Origin of the sequence: Micromonospora sp. NPDC049359 (genome assembly GCF_044466585.1) — a bacterium.
GTDB lineage: Bacteria > Actinomycetota > Actinomycetes > Mycobacteriales > Micromonosporaceae > Micromonospora.
In genome coordinates, this window is the sequence record NZ_JBITMW010000006.1 from 368,571 (window position 1) to 385,581 (window position 17,011).

Below are 17,011 nucleotides of genomic sequence, written 5' to 3' on the forward strand. Positions count from 1 at the left end.
GGAGGCGCAATGTCCGAGCCATCGCCCGTTTCGCGGCGTACCTTCCTCTCCGCCGGAGCGACGCTGCTGGCGTCGGTCGGGGTGACCGCCGTCCTGCCGGACGCGGTCGCTGCCGCCGCCGCGCCGTCGGCCGGCGGCCCGTCGACCACCACTGACCTGGCCAGATATCGGCCGGTGGCGGTCTCCTCGACCGACTACGCGCCGACGCCCGCCGCGTTCGCCGTGGACGGCCTGCCCCAGGTCGGAGTCCGGGGCAGCGGATGGCGGGCCGCAAACGGCGATCCGCAGTGGATCTCGGTGGACCTCCAGGCACCGTGCCGCGTCGAGGCCGTCACCCTGGTCTTCGAGGCGACCCTCGCCGACGGGCCGTTCGACGGCAACTACACCGACACCGACGGCGACGAGATCCTCTCCAGCGCCGCGACGGCGTACCGCATCGAGGTCTCCACCGACGGCCGCGACTGGCGGTCGGTGTACGAGACCACCGACGGCCAGGGCGGCGTACAGGCCATCAAGCTCCCAGAGCCGGTCACCGCGCGTTGGGTCCGGATGACGGTCACCAAACGGTCGAACACCAATCCGGTCGGCCTGAACGGCTTCCAGGTCTACGGCGTCGCTCTGGCACCTCGCCCGAAGGCGGACGGCTGGACGAGCTGGGAGGGCGGCAACACCGGCCGGCCGCCCGAGCTGACGGCGGCCCCGAACGGCACGGTCGCGCTGGAATCCGGCTGGTCGTTGACGATGGACGACTTCGCGGGCACCACCGACGGGGCCGAGTTGTCCCGGGCCGGTGTCGACGTCGGCTCGTGGCTGCCGGCCACCGTGCCCGGCACCGTCCTGGGCACCCTCGTCGAGCAGGGCCACCTGCCCGACCCGGTCGCCGGCTTCAACAACCTGCGCATCCCCGAGGCGCTGTCGCGGCACACCTGGTGGTACCGGCGGGCGCTGCGGTTGCCGCGCGGCCTGGACACCTCCGCCGGCCGCCGGATCTGGCTGGAGTTCGACGGCATCAACCACGAGGCCACCGTCTGGGTGAACGGCGTGCAGGTCGGCAGCGTCAAACACCCGTTCGCTCGGGCCGCCTTCGACATCACCGACGCCCTCGCGGGCCACCGCGACCACGTCCTGGCCGTCCGGGTGACCCCGATGCCACACGTCGGCACCCCCGGAGACAAGGGCCCCGACGGCCGTACCTTCCTCCAGTCCGCCCACCACTACCTCGACGCGCCGACCTACCTGGCGGTGTCCGGCTGGGACTGGATGCCCGCCGTCCGGGACCGCGTCACCGGGCTGTGGGACCACGTGCGGCTGCGCAGCACGGGCGCCGTGGTCGTCGGTGACCCGCACGTCGAGACCACGCTGCCGAAACTGCCCGACACCGGCACGGCCGAGGTGACCATCCGGGTGCCCGTGCGCAACGCCACGGCCACCGCGACCACCGTCACCGTGCGCGCGGAGTTCGACAAGGTACGCGTCGAGTCGACGGTGACCATCGCCGCCCACACCTCCACGACGGTCACCTTCGCGCCCGAGCGTTTCCGGGCGCTGCGCCTCGCCCAGCCCCGGCTGTGGTGGCCAAACGGCTACGGCGAGCCGCACCTCTACGACCTGACGCTCACCGCCACCGTCGGGCGCGCGGTCAGCGACCGGCGTGAGCTGCGCTTCGGTGTCCGCCAGTTCGGCTACGACTGGCACCAGCCGGTCGTGATCTCCCCACCCGGCCAGCCGCCGCTGGACTTCGTCGACGGGGCCGCCACGCAGACCGTCACGTTCGACCGGCAGCACGCCCGGCACGTGCGTATCCAGGCGGGCCAGCGCGCCACCGGCTGGGGCATCTCGATGTACGCGCTGTCGGTGGCCGACGGCTCGGGCCCGGACCTCGCGCTGCGCCGCGACGCGACCGCCTCGTCGGCGGAGAACGACAGCAACGTGCCCGCCAAGGCGGTCGACGGTGACATGTCGACCCGCTGGGCCTCGCAGGCCGAGGACGACCAGTGGATCCAGGTCGACCTCGGCGCCGCCGTCGACTTCGACCGGGTCACCATCGTCTGGGAGCAGGCGTACGCCCTGGACTACCGCGTCCAGGTCTCCGCCGACGGGCAGGAGTGGACGGACGTCACGTCGGTCAGCAACGACACCCCGCTGGGCAGCCGCGCCACCCAGGTCGAGACGTTCGCCAGCCGGACCGCCCGGCACCTGCGCGTCCGGACCGGCGCGCGGGTGACCTCGTGGGGCGTCTCGATGTGGGGGCTGTCGGTGCAACGGCAGGCCGAGCCGAACGTCGACCTGGCGCTGCACCGGACGGCGACCGCGTCGTCGTCCGACGGCGACTCCAACGGGCCGGACCGGGCCGTCGACGGCAACCCGCGGACCCGGTGGTCGTCGGCGTTCGAGGACAACCAGTGGATCGCCGTCGACCTCGGTGCTCCGGTCGCCTTCGACCAGGTGACGATCGTCTGGGAGCAGGCGTACGCCCGCGACTTCGTCATCCAGGTGTCCGACGACGGGCAGTCGTGGACCGACGTCAAGGCGGTCAGCAACAAGATCACCGAGCTGAAGATCAGCGTCAACGGCGTGCCGGTGTTCGTCCGGGGCGGCAACTGGGGCTGGGACGAGCTGCTGCGCCGGGTGCTGCCGGACCGGCTGGCCGACACGGTCGAGATGCACCGCGACATGAACTTCACCATGATCCGTAACTGGCTGGGCAGCAGCAACCGGGAGGAGCTGTACCGGGCCTGCGACGAGCAGGGCATCCTGGTCTGGAACGACTTCTGGCAGGCCGGCGGCTTCCTGCCAAACCCGCCCGGCTACGTCGACATCGCCGCCGACACGATCCGGCGGTTCCGGCACCACCCGAGCATCGTCGTCTGGTGCGGCGCGAACGAGGGCGACCCGCCGCCGATCGTCGACGCCGGCCTCAAGCAGGCCGTTGCCACCGAGCACCCGGAGATTCTGTACATCCCCAACTCCGCCAGCGGCATCGTGAGCGGACGCGGACCGTACGGCTGGGTCGACCCGACCACCTACACCGACGCGACGATCTACGAGGCCGACTCGTTCGGCTTCCACACCGAGATCGGCATGCCCGTCGTGTCGGTGGCCGAGAGCATGCGCAACCTGGTGGGCGACGCTCCCGAGTGGCCGATCGGCGAGGTGTGGAACTACCACGACTGGTCGACCATCGGTAACCAGCGCGTCGGCACGTACCAGGACGCGATCGACACGCGGCTCGGCGCGTCCGGCTCGCTCGACGAGTTCGCCGCCCGGGCGCAGTTCGTCAACTACGAGAGCCACCGGGCCATGTTCGAGGCGTGGAACGCCAACCTGTGGCAGGACGCCACCGGCCTGCTGCTGTGGATGTCGCACCCGGCGTGGCACAGCACGGTCTGGCAGACGTACGACTACGACCTGGACGTCAACGGCGCCTACTTCGGTGCCCGCAAGGGGTGCGAGCCGGTGCACGTCCAGGCCGACCCGGGCACCTGGCAGACGCGGGTGGTCAACCACACCACGGCCGCGCTCACCGGCGTGACGGTCACCGCCCGCCGGTACGACCTCAACGGCCGGTCGCTGGGCGCCGCGCAGCGTCAGCGGGTGGACGTGCCGCGCTCGTCGACGACGCCCGCGTTCGCCGTGGCGTCGGCGGACGGCGGTGGGCTGCACCTGGTCCGATTGGAGCTGCGCGACGGCCGGGACCGGCTGCTCGCGGAGAACACCTACTGGCGCTACGACAAGGCCGAGCAGATGCGGGCGCTCACCACCCTGGCGGGCGCGCGACTGTCGACGTCGACGAGTACCGCACGCATCGTGGACGGCCGGAACACCGTCACCACGACGGTCCGCAACCAGGGCCGTACGGTCGCCGCCATGGTCCGGCTCGCCGTGCGCGACGAGCACGGGAAGCGGATCCTTCCGGCCCGCTTCGACGACAACTATCTCTGGCTGCTGCCCGGGGAGACGCGTCAGGTGCGGATCTCCTGGCCGGCCCGGCCGGGCCTGCCCCGCAAGGCCACCGTGACCGCCCAGGCGTACAACGCGGCCTAACATTGCCCGCTGGGAGGCGGCCGCCGAGGGCCGCCTCCCGGCCCCCAGTGAGGTGTTGTCATGTCGTTCACCACCCGACCGACCCTGCAGGGCACCTTCGGCATGGTGTCGTCGACGCACTGGCTCGCCAGCCAGTCGGCGATGGGAATCCTCGAACGCGGCGGCAACGCGTTCGACGCCGCGGTGACCGCCGGGTTCGTCCTGCACGTCGTCGAACCCCACCTCAACGGCCCGGCCGGTGAGGTGCCGGCGATCGTCGCCACCGCCCGGGATCCGCGTCCGACGGTGCTGTGCGGGCAGGGCCCCGCGCCGGCCGGCGCGACGATCGCCCACTTCCGGTCGCTCGGCCTGGACCTCGTCCCGGGCGCCGGCCCGCTCGCGGCGGCCGTGCCCGGCGCGGTGGACGCGTGGCTCCTGCTGCTGCGCGACCATGGCACGCTCTCCCTCGCCGACGTCCTGGAACCGGCGATCGGCTACGCCGCCGCCGGCCACCCCCTGGTGGGCGCGGTCGGCGCGACGGTGGCGGCCGTGCGATCGCTGTTCGAGGAGCACTGGCCCACCTCCGCCCAGCTCTGGCTGCGCGGCGGCCGGCCGCCGGTCGCGGGGGAGCGGTTCGCCAACCCGGTGTACGCGTGCACACTGCGCCGACTCGTCGAGGCGGGGCAGACGGCCGGCGGGGACCGGGAGGCGCAGATCGAGGCGGCCCGCCGAGCCTGGGGCACGGGCTTCGTGGCCGAGGCGATCGACGCGTTCAGCCGACGGCCGTTCCGCGACTCCAGCGGACGCGCACACGCCGGGCTGGTCACCGGCGACGACCTGGCCGCGTTCTCGGCGACCTGGGAGACGCCGACCACCCTCGACTGGCAGGGCTGGACGGTCGCCAAGACCGGCTTCTGGGGCCAAGGCCCGGTGCTGCTGCAGACCCTCGCCGTGCTCGACGCGCTCGACGACGACGGCGCGTACGACACGGCCACCGCCGCCGGCATCCACGCCCAGGCCGAGGCGTTGACGCTCGCGTTCGCCGACCGCGAGGCGTGGTACGGCGACAGCGCCGACGTGCCCGCCCCGGCGCTGCTCGACCCGGCGTACGCGCGGGACCGGGCGGCCCTGATCGGGGACCGCGCGTCGAGCGAGCTGCGACCCGGAAGCCCCGGCGGTGCCCAACCGCGTCTGCCGGACCACCTGCGGTCGGGCGTCACCCACCGGGCCGACGTGCCGGACCCCACCACGGGCGAGCCGACGGTACGGTCCGACGGGGTCACCCGGGGCGACACCTGCCACGTCGACGTCGTCGACAGGTGGGGCAACATGATCTCCGCGACGCCGAGCGGTGGGTGGTTGCAGAGTTCACCCACGATCCCCGAGCTCGGGTTCCCGCTGGGCAGCCGGTTGCAGATGTGCTGGCTTCAGGAGGGACTGCCCGCGTCGCTCGCCCCGGGCCGCCGGCCACGCACCACGCTCAGCCCGACCCTGGTGCTGCGCGACGGGCAACCCGTCCTGGCGTGCGGCACGCCCGGCGGCGACCAGCAGGACCAGTGGCAGCTGCCCTTCCTGCTGCGCCACCTCGTCGGCGGTCAGCACCTCCAGCAGGCCATCGACGCGCCCGCCTGGCACAGCCTCGGCGTGCCGTCGTCGTTCTACCCCCGCGACCGCGAGCCCGGCGTGCTGCTGGTGGAGGACCGGCTCGACGCCGCCGTGGTGACGGCCCTGCGGGCGTACGGGCACGAGGTGCGGCTCGCCGACGCGTGGAGCCTCGGTCGGCTCTGCGCCGTGTCCCGGGACCCGGCCACCGGAGTGCTCGCCGCGGGCGCGAACCCGAGGGGCATGCAGGGCTACGCCTGCGGCCGGTAGGAGACGCCGGTCAGGCGCCGCGCGCGAACAGCGCGAGGCGTACCCGGTTGGGGCTGTCGGTCTTGGTCATGAGGCTCGTGATGTGGGTCTTGACGGTGGTCACGCCGATGTGGAGCCGCTCGGCGATCTCGGTGTTGGACAGGCCCTCGGCGACCAGGGTCAGCACGTCCTGCTCGCGGGCGGTGAGCCCGTCATGCTGCCGGGGCGGCGTGACGCGGGCCCGCACCGCGCGTTGGACGAGGCGGTGCAGCACCTCCGGGCTGAACGGGCTGTCGCCCGCGGCGGCCCGCCGGATGCCGTCCAACAGCTCGGCCGGCGGCGCGTCCTTGAGCAGGAAACCGCACGCGCCGGCGCTCAGGGCGGGGTAAAGGTGGTCGTCGTCGCCGAACGTGGTCAGCACCAGCACCCGGGTGGCGGGACGTTCGGCGAGGATGCGCCCGGTCGCGGTGATCCCGTCGACGCCCGGCATGCGCAGGTCCATGACGACGACGTCGGGGACGAGCCGCGCCGCGAGGGTGACCGCCTCGCGGCCGTTGTCGGCCTCGCCGACGACCTCGATGTCGGTCTGCGCGTCGCACAGCATGCGCAGGCCCGCCCGGATGAGGTGCTGGTCGTCGACGAGCAGGACACGGATCACGCCGGCCTCCGGGTGGGTGTTCCGGGCGGGGCCGCGCGGGCCCGGGGAGCCGGCGTGGGCAGGGTGTTCGGCAGGACGGTACGCACCCGCCAGCCCGTACCGGTCGGACCCGCCTCCAGCCGGCCGCCGAGGACCTCGACGCGTTCGGTCATCCCGGTGACGCCGTGACCGCCGCCGGCCGGCACCGCCGTCGACGTGCGGTCGCCGTCGACACCACCCCCGTCGTCGGTGACCTCCCAGTGCACGGCCCCGTCGCGGACCGCCACCACCAGGCGTGCCCGCGCGGACGTCCCCGCGTGGCGGGCCACATTGGTCAACGCCTCCTGGGTCAGCCGCAGCACCGCCAGACCCCGTACCGCGTCGAGTGAGCCGATCGCCGCGTCGACGTCGGCCTCCACGGTGATGCCGCTCTGGCGGGCCCGGTCGACGGCGGCGCCGAGCGCCGAGGGGAGCGCCGCGGGCTCGATCGCGGTCAGCGCGGCGTCGCCGCGTACCCCGTCGGGGTCGCGCAGCACCGCGACCAGCCGGCGCAGCTCCGACAGCGCCGCGGTGCCCGTGCCGTGCACGTCGTCGAACACCTCGTCCACCCGCGGATCGAGGTCGGTCAGGACGTGCCGGGCCACACCGACCCGCAGCACCATCGACGCCACGTGGTGGGCGACGACGTCGTGCAGCTCGCGGGCGATGGCCGCGCGCTCGTCGGCGCGCGCCGCCCGGCCCTCCGACTCGCGGCGTCGCTGCTCGGCGAGCGCCCGCTCCAACGCCTGCCGGCCCACCTCCCGGTTGGCCCGGATGACCAGGCCGAGCAGCACCGGGACGCCGACCTCCAGGCCCAGACCGACGACGCCGGAGCCGACCTGGCGCAGCGGGGCACCGATGCTGGTGGTCAGGTCGACCACGGTCAGCAGCCCGGCCGCCAGCCAGATCGTGCGGGCGCGACCCGCGAGCATGGTGACCTCGAGCAGAGCCCAACTCGCGCCCACCTGGTTGATGGTGACGTCGTCGACGAGGCAGATCGCGACCGCCAGCAACGCCGTCTGCGCCACCAGGTTGACCACCGGCCGGCGGTACGCCACGACCGCCACGGCGAACGCGGCCACCGCGAGGGTCCACTGTGTCGGCGAGGGCACGGAAGCGGAGTGGGGCACGAAGAGCAGGTAGCCCAATCCGCTGAGGTCGAGCAGCAGCATCCGCCCGCGCGCGTCCCGCGCGTCGAACAGCCGCCCCCACCACGCCACGCTCGTCAGCCTAGGTGCCCGGTGTCGACGGCTGCGACCGCCGGCCGCCGCCACCTGGCCCGTACGCCCAGGTAGGCGGTCAGGCCGAGCGGCCCGAGCAGGATGGTCAGCAGCAGCACCGGGGCCATGACCAGCGCCGGTACCCCCCGTTCCCGGCTGTCCAACCACGCCCAGCGGCCCACGAACAGGTCGAACGCGATCATGTGCGCCCAGCCCGCCGCCGCGCCGTCGGGTGTGCCGAGCAGGTCGCGCACCCCGTCGAGGGTCGGCGACGCGACGGCGGGCAGCACCGTGCCGAACGCCGGCACCACCAGCAGCGCGTAGATCACCACGACCGGCAGCACGATCAGCGGCGAGCCGACGATCCGGGCCGTCCACGACCAGCGTGGCAGCAGGATCATCAGCGCCCAGAACGGCGCGGCCAGCGCGAACGTCAGCGAGAACAGCGCCCCGGTCATGCCGCGAGCGCCAGCTCCGGGCGGCGGCGCGCGAGCACCAGGGCGGTGGCGGTCGCCGTCGCGACCGCCAGGGCCGCGACGACGGCCAGGGTGAGGGCATCCGGGCGCAGCAGCGGCTGCCCGCGCAGGGCCTGCCAGGTCAACACCAGAGTGAGTACGCCGTACGCCGTGCCCGCGACGACCAGCAGCCGGACGCGGGTACGCGCGTCGAGCCGGGACGCGTACCGGGTCAGCAGGATCGCCAGGAGCGGCAGGGCCTGCAGGGCGTGCAGCCCCACGAAGTGCCCGATCCGCAGGTCGCCGCCGGTGGTGCTCCAACCGACCACGGGCAGCCCCGGCCCACCGTCGGCCACGCCCACGCTGTGCGCCCCGGAGACGCCCTCGATGCCCGGGTCCTGCGTCGGAAGCACCATCGGCACGGCCGCGAGCATACCGAGCAGGGACAGGCCGAGCCCCCACCCGACGGCGGTCGCGGCGACCCGGTCGGGAATCCGCCGGATCAGCAGGACGACCGCGAGGACGAGGTGCGCGACGAACAGCACCATGATCGCTGCGCCCATCACCGCGAAGAGGATCGCGTTCAGCGCGGTGGTGTCGTTGAAGTGGCTGGTCGTACCCCGGATCACCTGAGCGACGATCACCACCATCTCCACCAGCGCCAGCGCGACGATGGTCGCCGCCGCCCACTCCGCGGCCCGGCTGCGACGCGGCAGCAGCGACAGCATCCACGCGAGCGTCGCGCCGTAGACGACGAAGGAGACCGCGAACTTGAACGGCTTGAGCCAGATCGGCGCCCCGGTGAGGACGCGGGGGTCGACGAGGACGCCGACGGCGGCGACGACGGCGAGCACCGCTGACGCGGCCACGAAGAGGGTCAGCGGGCGGTTCCAGCGCGCCGCCCGGCGCAGAACGGTAGTCATGCCTGTAGATGCTCGTGGCCGCCCGTGCCGTACGCGTCCGACCTCGGGCCCCGGTCGCGGCCCCGGGTCGGAGCCCGCCTCCTCCCTGGGTAGGAGGTGAGATCGGGCGCGATCCGCCGCCGATGCTGGCACAATGGCCGGCCTGCCGACCGGGGGAGTGACCGTGACGACCAGCGAGGACCGTGTCCAGCCGAACGAGGCCACCGTGCCGCTGCTGCCCTGCCCAGCGCCCGAGGAGACCCTGGCGTTCTGGCGGGCCCTCGGTTTCGAGGTGACCTACGAGCAACTGCGACCGTACGTCTATCTGGCGTTCCGGTTCAGCGGGTTCGACCTGCACTACGGCCCCGCGCCGAAGGACCTCGACCCGGCCCGGGAGCAGTCCGGCGGCGCCCTGGTCATGGTCGACGCGGTCGCGCCGTACCACGCGGCGTTCGCCGACGCGATGCGCCGCGTGTACGGCAAGGTGCTCGTCAAGGGCCTGCCCCGGATGACCCGCTTCCGGGCGGGAGCGTCGCGGTTCAGCATCGTCGACCCGTCGGGCAACACCATCGTCTTCATCCGCCGCGACGAGCCGAAGGACGTGGAGTACGGCGGGTCGTCCGAGCTGCAGGGGCTGGCCCGGGTGCTGGACAACGCGCGGATCCTGCGCGAGTTCAAGACCGACGACCGGGCCGCCTACCGGGCGCTCGACTCGGGGATGCGCCGCCGTGCCGAGGACGCCCCGGTGGTCGAGCAGGCGATGGCGCTGGCCGCGCTCGTTGAGTTGTCGGTGGCGCTGGGCAAGACCGACCGGGTGCCCGAGTGGGGGGCCCGGCTGCGCGCGCTCACGTTGACGGAGTCGGAGCGTACCCAGGTGGCGGCCTATGTCGCGGACCCGGCCCTGCTGGAACCGTTCTGGTCCGATCCACGGTGACGCGGCGGACCGGGCCGGGCCCGGCCCGGCCCCGGTCCGGTCAGCGGCTCGCGGAGCTGCGGCGGAACAGCGCCGTCACGCCGGCCAGCAGGACGAGAAGCAGGCCGGTGAACCAGTTCATGGCCGTGATCGTGCTGACCGTGCGGGTGGCGATCCCGATGCCGAGGGCCGGCAGGCTCATCCCGAGGTAGGCGATGAGGAACAGCCCGGCCAGGGCCTCACCGCGCCGGGCCGGCGCGGCCATCGCCGCGACCGTGCCGACGGAGGCCTTGAACAGCACACCCGCGCCGACGCCGGCGAGCACGCCACCGAGCAGGAACGCGGTCAGGCTCGCGGTGTGCATCCCCACCAGCACGACGGGCACGCCGACGGCCTGCGCCAGCAACCCGAGCCGTACCTTCGCCGGGGCGGGCAGCCGGGTGGTGAGGCTCTGCGCCACGGCCGCGCCGCCGAACACGGCGAACACGACCGCGCCGGCCAGCGCCCGCGACGGCAGGTGCAGGGCGCCGGCGACGAAGCCCGGCGCCACGGAGGTGAACAGGCCGAACACGGCGAACGACGCGAAGCCGGCGGCGGTCGCCGCCACGTACCCGGCGGGGTCGCCGTGGTCGGCGCTGATCCGCTGCGGCCGGTAGGTGGGCCGGACCGGCCGCTCCAACACGGTCTCCGGTGTCGCCGCGACCGCCACGAGGCTGACGGCCAGCAGCACGGCGAACACCAGGTACGGGGTGCGCAGCGGCGCGTCGACGTACTGGGCGAGGACGCCCGCGACCAGCGCGCCGACGCCGAGGCCGCCGATGTTCGCGGCGGTGGAGACCACCTCGAAGCGCTGCCGGGACGCGCCGGGGCGGTGCGCCGCGTGCAACTCCTGGAGGTACGCGGTCGCGGTCGCGGTGATCATGCCGATGCCCAGCCCGCTCACCAGGCGGGCGACCAGCAGCACCGGCAGGGACGCGTCGCCCAGGAACAGCGCGGCGGCGACCAGTTCCAGGGCCAGCGCCGGGATGAGGATCTTCTTGCGGCCGACCCAGTCCGACACGTGCCCGGCGAGCAGCAGGCTGATCACCACACCCACCGCGTACGCCGCGAACACGATCGTGACCGTGAACGTGGAGAAGCCGTCCCGCGCCATGTAGAGCGGGTACAGCGGGGACGGAACGGTGCAGAACGCCATCGCGGTGAGGAACGCCAGGGCGATCGCCCAGAAGCCACGGCCGTGGCGGGATGATCCTTCGCCGGGGCCAGCCGGGGCGACGGGCCGACGGGAGGGCAGGGTCGTTGACGACATGAGCCCACTGTCACCCCACTCGATCATCACGTCCAACGAAAGTTGACGCTAGTCACCATCGCTGCGAGTGATACTTGGGGCGTGGAACTGCGTCAGCTCGAGTACTTCGTCGCGGTGGCCGAGGAGCAGAACTTCACCCGCGCCGCCGCCCGCCTGCACGTCGTCCAGTCCGCCGTCTCGGCGGCCGTGAAGACGCTCGAACGTGAACTGGGCGCACCCCTGCTGGACCGCAACTCCAAACGCGTACTCCTGACCGACGCCGGCGTCGCGCTGCTGCCGCGCGCCCGCATCGCCCTCGACGCGGCCCGCGACGCCCGCGACGCGGTCGCCGAGGTGCACGGCGGCCTCCGGGGCACCCTGCGCATCGGCACCATGACCTCGATCAGGCTCCTGCACCTGCCGGCCCTGCTCGGCGAGTTCCACCGCCGGCACCCCGGAGTGCTGCTGCACACCAGCGTCGCGCCGTCCGGCTCCCAGGGGCTCATCGACGCGCTCACCGAGCGCCGACTCGACCTCGCCTTCGTCTCGCTGCCCGGCACGCCACCGGCGCAGATCCACCTCACCGAGCTGGCCCGGTCGGTGATCGACCTCGTTGTGCCGGACGGTCACCCGCTCGCCGCGAACGAGGCGGTGTCGCTGCGCGACCTCGCCGGTCTCGACTTCATCGACTCTCCGATCGGCTACGGCAACCGCACCGTGACCGACCGGGCGTTCGCCACCGCCGGCCTGTCCCGGCGCGTCACCATCGAGATCCCCGACATCGCCACCGGCGCCGACCACGTCCGGCACGGTCTCGGTATCGCCCTGCTGCCCCGCTTCGTCGTCGCCGACGCTCCCGGAGTCCGCACCCTGACCGTCACCGACGCCGACCTGGACTGGACCGCGTCGCTGGCCACGCCCGTGGACCGCCCGGTCGGCGCCGCAGCCCGCGCCCTCATCGCCCTGACCGGCGAGTTCCTGCCCTGATTCGCGCCGCGGGGCAGTCGTGCCCCCGCGCGGCGCGAATCAGAAGGGCCACTGCTCGTCGGACCCGGCCTCGATCAGCGGGATCATCGCGAACGCCGCGTCGGACAGCCCGCCGAACGTGTGTCGCCTGGTCGCCGTCGATGTGTGCCCGACCCGGTATCCGGCCAGGTTCCAGGTGTACACGGGCACCTCCGCCGGCACCGACGCGGCCACATCCGCCGACCCGTGCCAGTGCGCCTGCTCGTCGGTGAGGATGATCAGCCGGTCGTGTGCGCCGAAGTGCTCCCGGACCGCCTTCTCGGTGTCGGTTCCCCGGCCGAGGAAGTAGCCGCCCTCCCTGAACCGCCGCACCGCCGCGAGGACCGACTCGCCCGCCACCGAGGGGAACACCCGGCTGTGATCGGAGAACGACACCACGGTGGCCGCCTGCGCGCGGGCGGCCAGCGCGAGACCGAACACCGTGGCGGCGTCCCAGCAGCGCAGCGTGCCGTCCTTGCTGAACGCGCTCTCCATCGAGCCGGACGTGTCGATGAGGATCAGCGTCCGTCCGTCCAGGGCGGGAACGTTCGCGAGGGCGTGCTGCAAGGCCTTCTCCAGCGGGTACGCCCAGCGCAGGCTCGGTGCCGCGTTGTACGCCGACAGGAAGCGCATCGGCAGTACCCGCGAAGTCGCCACCCGCGCCGGGTCGGAGAGCGTGGCCGCCACCGTCTCCGCGACGGCGTCGCCGACCCCGGCCTGGTCGAAGTTGCGCAGGTTACGCAGCAGCGCCAGGTAGCCCATCGTCGGGATGACGGACTCCCACGCGGCCGCGTCCATCGCCCGCTGTCGCCAGCCGGCCAGGGCCTCCCACGTCATACCCGCCTCGTCCAGCACGGCCCGGTCGGAGACCTCCCCGCGCTGCTCGACCGGCATCGCCATGAGCGCGTCCCGCGCCCTCAGCATCCGCAGGGACTCCGGGACCGGGTTGTCCCGGTGGTGCCGCCGATCCAGCGCGTGCCGGAACAGGTCACCCTGTCGCTCGTCCCTGGCGGTGGGGTGGGTCAGGTCGATGACGTCACCGAAGCGCACCTGGCGGCCGACGGAGTCGTACTTGAGCAGGCTCCGCTCGGTGTAGAGCCGGACCGCCGCGTCGGCGATGCCCCGCTTCACCGGCTTGGGCAGTGCCCGGCCGTGACGAGCCAGCCAGTACGCGAGCGCCTCGCCCGGCTCGTCGGCACGCTGCAACGCGGCGTCGACGACCGCGCGCGAACCCGGTATGCCGGCCGCCACCTGGGCGCGGGCGCCCTCGACGGCCGCCACCACGGACGCCGAGCGCATCATCGCGCCCGTCCGCAGCCACGACACGAACCGGCCGAACCAGTCGGGATCAGCGACGGCGACGGTGGCGACCAGGTCCCGGAAACGAGCGTCCCGATCGGTGGAGCCCTCGTAGAAGGTGGCCTCGCCAACCATGTTCGAGACACCGAGAAGGAACAGTTCGAGGCGCGGCTCACGGACGAAACCGGGGGCGCCCTCGGTGGTCACCGGCCGCTGCTGGCTCGTGCGCGGCTTGAGGTTGAACTTGGCCATGACGTCCCCCACGTCGGTCGGCCGAGAAGGCGCCACCACCGCGCACACCCGAGATCAGAGTCGGCCACGGAACAGTCCGCCGTTCTGTCCGTTGAACTACCCACCCGAAGGTGTCGGGGGATTCGAACCCCCATCTGCGGATCCCGAAGTAACCGTTGCCTGCGCACCGGGTGTGCGTGTGGTCGCGCTTCCCGAGATCGAGGTCGGCGACGGAGGTCCTTCACCGGGGCCGGAACCCCTCCAGATGTAACCGTCGCCTACGCACCGGGAAGTGCGGTCACGACCGTAGCGGCGGTGGCGCCGGGCGGGCAACGGAGTTTGTGATCACGTTACGAGCGCCCTGCGTACGCGCCGCACGCCCGAGATCAAAGGTGGACACGGCTTCGCGGGTTCGAACCGCAGGCCCTTGCCGGGCCGTTACCAGAAGTAGCCGTATCCGTCGCACCGGGCGTGCGGCGAGCGCACCTCCCGAGATCGAAGCGGCGACGGCGACCGGCCCTCGCGGGCCAAGGTGACCTAGGCCGCTGGTCGACGCCACCCGAAGTGGCGGTAGGATTTGAACCTACGTCTCCCCGTTTGAAGCGGAAGTAGCCGTTGCCTGCGCACCGGGAAGTGCCCCACGACGGTAGGCCCGCGTCGCCACACCAACAACCCATTTCGCAGCCTTGTCGAGGGAGGCACGTGGCTACAGCATCGCCAGCGGGACGAGCTGCACGGTGTCGACGCCGTCGAGTTTCCTCAGCTCGGACACTCCCGCGCCCTTCTTGTCCAAGGGCATCTCGAACCGCCAGGACTCGTGTCCCATCTGCGGATCGAGCTGCGTGGTCAGGTCGCCCTTGCCCTGGCAGCGCTCACGCAGACGTTCGTACGCGGCGGCCCGGTCCTCGAAGGCGATCGACCGAGCGGTCGGCAGCGCCCGTACCGCCTGCTCCACGGCGGTCCGCTGCCCGTCGGTCACGGTCGGCTTCACCCGGACGACGATGCCGATCCGCGAGGGCAGGGGATCGACGTCCGCGACCTTGAGGACGACATCCGTGACGCCCGCGACGTCGGCCATCACCAGCTCGACCGCCTCGGCGATCGGCGCGTCGGTGACCGTGGCGTGGAACAGTTCCGGCAGGTACTCCGGTTTGATCTCCGCCAACAGGTCGGGGCTGTCCTTCAGCGCCTCCTTCTCTCGCGCGTACGCCCGCTCGCGGTTCTCGAACGTCACCTGTTCGACGCTGGGCATCGACCTCAGCCGCTGTTCCACGGTGGTCTTCCGGTCCGCCGTGATGTCGTGTTCCAGGAAGACGGTCAGGGCGACCTTCGTGAACTCCGCCGGCTTCGAGGGCTTCGAGGTGCAGGCGGAGACGCCGAGCAGGAGGACCAGTGCCAGGGGTGGAGCGAGGCGACGCATGGGCGGAGATCGTAACGATCAACCGCGGGCGCCGCTGTCCGTCGTCGGCCGATGCCCCTGCCGCACCGGTGCACGGCAGGGCAGGCTCGGCGGGAGTCCGAAGAGGCCGAACAGCGCCGGGTCGACGAACGTCACGCATCGCCGGATCAGGCCGTCCGTCACGCTGAAGAGTTGGAGCGAGTGCGCGCGGACGCGACCGGTGTCCGGGTCGGGCGCGTAGGCCGCCAGGGCCGTGGAGCTGTTCGCCGCCACCGGCAGAAGATGCCACCCCGTCCCCCGCATGCCGAAGACGCGTTCCAGGAAACGCTGATAGTGCGATCTGCCGGCGAGCCAGAGCGCCACCGGAGGCATTTCCAACACGACGTCGTCGGCGAGTAGGCGGGCCAGACCGGGCACATCAGCGGCCTCGAACGCCGCCAGATAGCGCTCGACCACGGCACGTTCGTCGGGGTCGGCCGGCTCGCGTAACTCCTCCAGCGTCGGACCGGCGGCCCGCAGCGTCGCTCGGGCCCGCTGCAGACCGCTGTTCACCGAAGCCACACTGCCGCCGAGGATCTGCGTCACCTCCACGGCCGACAGTTGCAGCACCTCCCGCAGCACCAGCACCGCGCGTTGCCGAGCGGGCAGCAGTTGCAGCGCCGCGACCAGGGCGAGCCGCAGACCCGCCCGCTGCTCAACGGCGTCGGCGGGATCGCCGAGCCGCGAATCGGGGAACGGCTGCAACCAGGGGATGTCGAGGCGGGGGAGCAGCGGGGCTTCCGGATCGCCGGCCGGGTCCAACCCGCTCGGCAGCGGCCTGCGCGCGCGTCCCGCCAGCGCCGTGAGGCAGACGTTCGTCGCGATCCGGTGCAACCAGGTACGCGGCGACGACAGCTGCGGGTCGTACCGGTCGGTCGCCCGCCAGGCGCGCAGCAGCGTCTCCTGCACGAGGTCCTCGGCCTCGTCGACGGATCCGAGCATCCGGTAGCAGTGCGCCAGCAGATCGGCGCGGTACGCCTCGTACCGTTCGTCCCGGTCCTGCGCCGCCGCCTCGACCACGCCGCAGAGCGTACGCCGCACCACCGTCGAGATTTCCCAGCCGAGGCCGATGAGTTCGGGGCGCGGCGTCGGTAGGTGTGCGGTAGGAGCGGTCCGCGGTGGACCGCCACGGCGGGAGGAATCCGCATGGGCGACATCATCGTCATTCAGTTCGCCACGCTGGACGGCGTGGTCTCCGACCCGGACGGGCGCTGGGGCACCGACCACGGTGGGTGGGCGTTCCGGTACGGGCCAGGGCCGGTCAGCGACGACAAGTTCCGCCTCGGCGCCCGGATGGAGCAGGGCGTCCAGCTCTACGGCCGGCGCACCTGGGAGCACTTCGCCCAACTGTGGCCGAAACGCGATGGAGGCTACGCCTCGCTGATGAACGCCGTGCCCAAGCGGGTGGCGACCACCACCGGCATCGACGCGGCGGCCTGGTCAAACTCGGCCCCGATCGACGGCGACCCGGTGGCCTGGGCGGCGGACGAGCGGACGCGGCGCGACGTCGTGGTGATCGGCAGCCTGAGTTTGGTCCGGACGCTGGCGGCCGCGGACGTGATCGACGAGTACCGGCTGATCACGTTCCCGACGATCGTCGGTGCGGGCGAGCGACTGTTCGCGCCCGGGGCGCGGGCCGACTTTCGCTTCAAGGAGGTGGAAGCCGTCGAGGCAGGCGCGTTCACCGTGCTGCGCCGCGAGCGCTGAGCA

Annotated in this window: 13 protein-coding genes; 5 read left to right on the forward strand and 8 right to left on the reverse strand. The window is 72.7% G+C overall.

What is annotated here, in order from left to right; genetic code table 11:
- Window positions 1–9 precede the first annotated feature (9 nt).
- Together ACIBTX_RS17150 and ACIBTX_RS17155 are read left to right on the forward strand one after the other, a co-directional pair.
- A complete protein-coding gene (locus ACIBTX_RS17150) occupies window positions 10–4,044 on the forward strand; it encodes a discoidin domain-containing protein (protein WP_396832708.1) in 4,035 nt (1,344 codons plus the stop codon).
- A 60-nt stretch (window positions 4,045–4,104) separates the two neighbouring features.
- Window positions 4,105–5,895 (forward strand): gamma-glutamyltransferase, encoded by a 1,791-nt coding sequence (locus tag ACIBTX_RS17155; RefSeq protein WP_357133160.1) that lies wholly within the window; start codon window positions 4,105–4,107, stop codon window positions 5,893–5,895.
- 10 nt (window positions 5,896–5,905) lie between these two features.
- Here the strand turns inward: ACIBTX_RS17155 and ACIBTX_RS17160 are convergent, their stop codons facing one another.
- Genes ACIBTX_RS17160 through ACIBTX_RS17175 form a run of 4 tightly spaced genes read right to left on the reverse strand, consistent with a single transcriptional unit; the run spans window position 5,906 to window position 9,148 of the window.
- A complete protein-coding gene (locus ACIBTX_RS17160; RefSeq protein WP_357133162.1) occupies window positions 5,906–6,532 on the reverse strand; it encodes a response regulator transcription factor in 627 nt (208 codons plus the stop codon).
- The gene (locus ACIBTX_RS17165) at window positions 6,529–7,770 is read right to left on the reverse strand and encodes a histidine kinase (RefSeq protein ID WP_357133164.1); all 1,242 of its coding nucleotides are present in this window, start codon (window positions 7,768–7,770) and stop codon (window positions 6,529–6,531) included. The genes ACIBTX_RS17160 and ACIBTX_RS17165 overlap by 4 nt, the downstream gene beginning before the upstream one ends.
- A 5-nt stretch (window positions 7,771–7,775) precedes the next feature.
- Window positions 7,776–8,228 carry an ABA4-like family protein gene (locus ACIBTX_RS17170; protein ID WP_357133166.1) on the reverse strand — a complete coding sequence of 151 codons (453 nt, stop codon included), beginning with the start codon at window positions 8,226–8,228 and terminating at the stop codon, window positions 7,776–7,778.
- Window positions 8,225–9,148: a hypothetical protein gene (locus tag ACIBTX_RS17175; protein WP_357133168.1), complete on the reverse strand. Its 924-nt coding sequence runs from the start codon at window positions 9,146–9,148 to the stop codon at window positions 8,225–8,227. Before ACIBTX_RS17175 ends, ACIBTX_RS17170 begins: the two co-directional genes overlap by 4 nt.
- Before the next feature lie 163 nt (window positions 9,149–9,311).
- On the opposite strand from ACIBTX_RS17175, the gene ACIBTX_RS17180 reads away from it, so the two are divergent.
- Window positions 9,312–10,061 (forward strand): glyoxalase, encoded by a 750-nt coding sequence (locus ACIBTX_RS17180; RefSeq protein ID WP_357133170.1) that lies wholly within the window; start codon window positions 9,312–9,314, stop codon window positions 10,059–10,061.
- Window positions 10,062–10,101: 40 nt separating this feature from the next.
- Here the strand turns inward: ACIBTX_RS17180 and ACIBTX_RS17185 are convergent, their stop codons facing one another.
- Complete coding sequence (locus ACIBTX_RS17185; protein WP_357133172.1) at window positions 10,102–11,349, reverse strand: MFS transporter; 1,248 nt, start codon at window positions 11,347–11,349, stop codon at window positions 10,102–10,104.
- Between the two features lie 81 nt (window positions 11,350–11,430).
- On the opposite strand from ACIBTX_RS17185, the gene ACIBTX_RS17190 reads away from it, so the two are divergent.
- Window positions 11,431–12,315 carry a LysR family transcriptional regulator gene (locus ACIBTX_RS17190; protein WP_357133174.1) on the forward strand — a complete coding sequence of 295 codons (885 nt, stop codon included), beginning with the start codon at window positions 11,431–11,433 and terminating at the stop codon, window positions 12,313–12,315.
- Window positions 12,316–12,354: 39 nt separating this feature from the next.
- Here ACIBTX_RS17190 and ACIBTX_RS17195 read toward each other — a convergent pair whose 3' ends face one another.
- The 3 genes from ACIBTX_RS17195 to ACIBTX_RS17205 all read right to left on the reverse strand — a co-directional run bounded on the left by ACIBTX_RS17195 (window position 12,355) and on the right by ACIBTX_RS17205 (window position 16,321).
- Window positions 12,355–13,884, reverse strand: coding sequence for a TROVE domain-containing protein (locus ACIBTX_RS17195; protein ID WP_357133176.1), 1,530 nt, complete (start codon window positions 13,882–13,884; stop codon window positions 12,355–12,357).
- 685 nt (window positions 13,885–14,569) lie between these two features.
- Entirely contained in the window at window positions 14,570–15,283 is a 714-nt protein-coding gene (locus tag ACIBTX_RS17200; RefSeq protein ID WP_357133178.1) for a permease-like cell division protein FtsX, read from the reverse strand.
- Window positions 15,284–15,301: 18 nt separating this feature from the next.
- Window positions 15,302–16,321, reverse strand: coding sequence for an RNA polymerase subunit sigma-70 (locus tag ACIBTX_RS17205; RefSeq protein WP_357133180.1), 1,020 nt, complete (start codon window positions 16,319–16,321; stop codon window positions 15,302–15,304).
- Between the two features lie 126 nt (window positions 16,322–16,447).
- Here ACIBTX_RS17205 and ACIBTX_RS17210 point away from each other — a divergent pair, with 126 nt between their 5' ends.
- Window positions 16,448–17,008, forward strand: coding sequence for a dihydrofolate reductase family protein (locus ACIBTX_RS17210; protein ID WP_357133182.1), 561 nt, complete (start codon window positions 16,448–16,450; stop codon window positions 17,006–17,008).
- Window positions 17,009–17,011 lie beyond the last annotated feature (3 nt).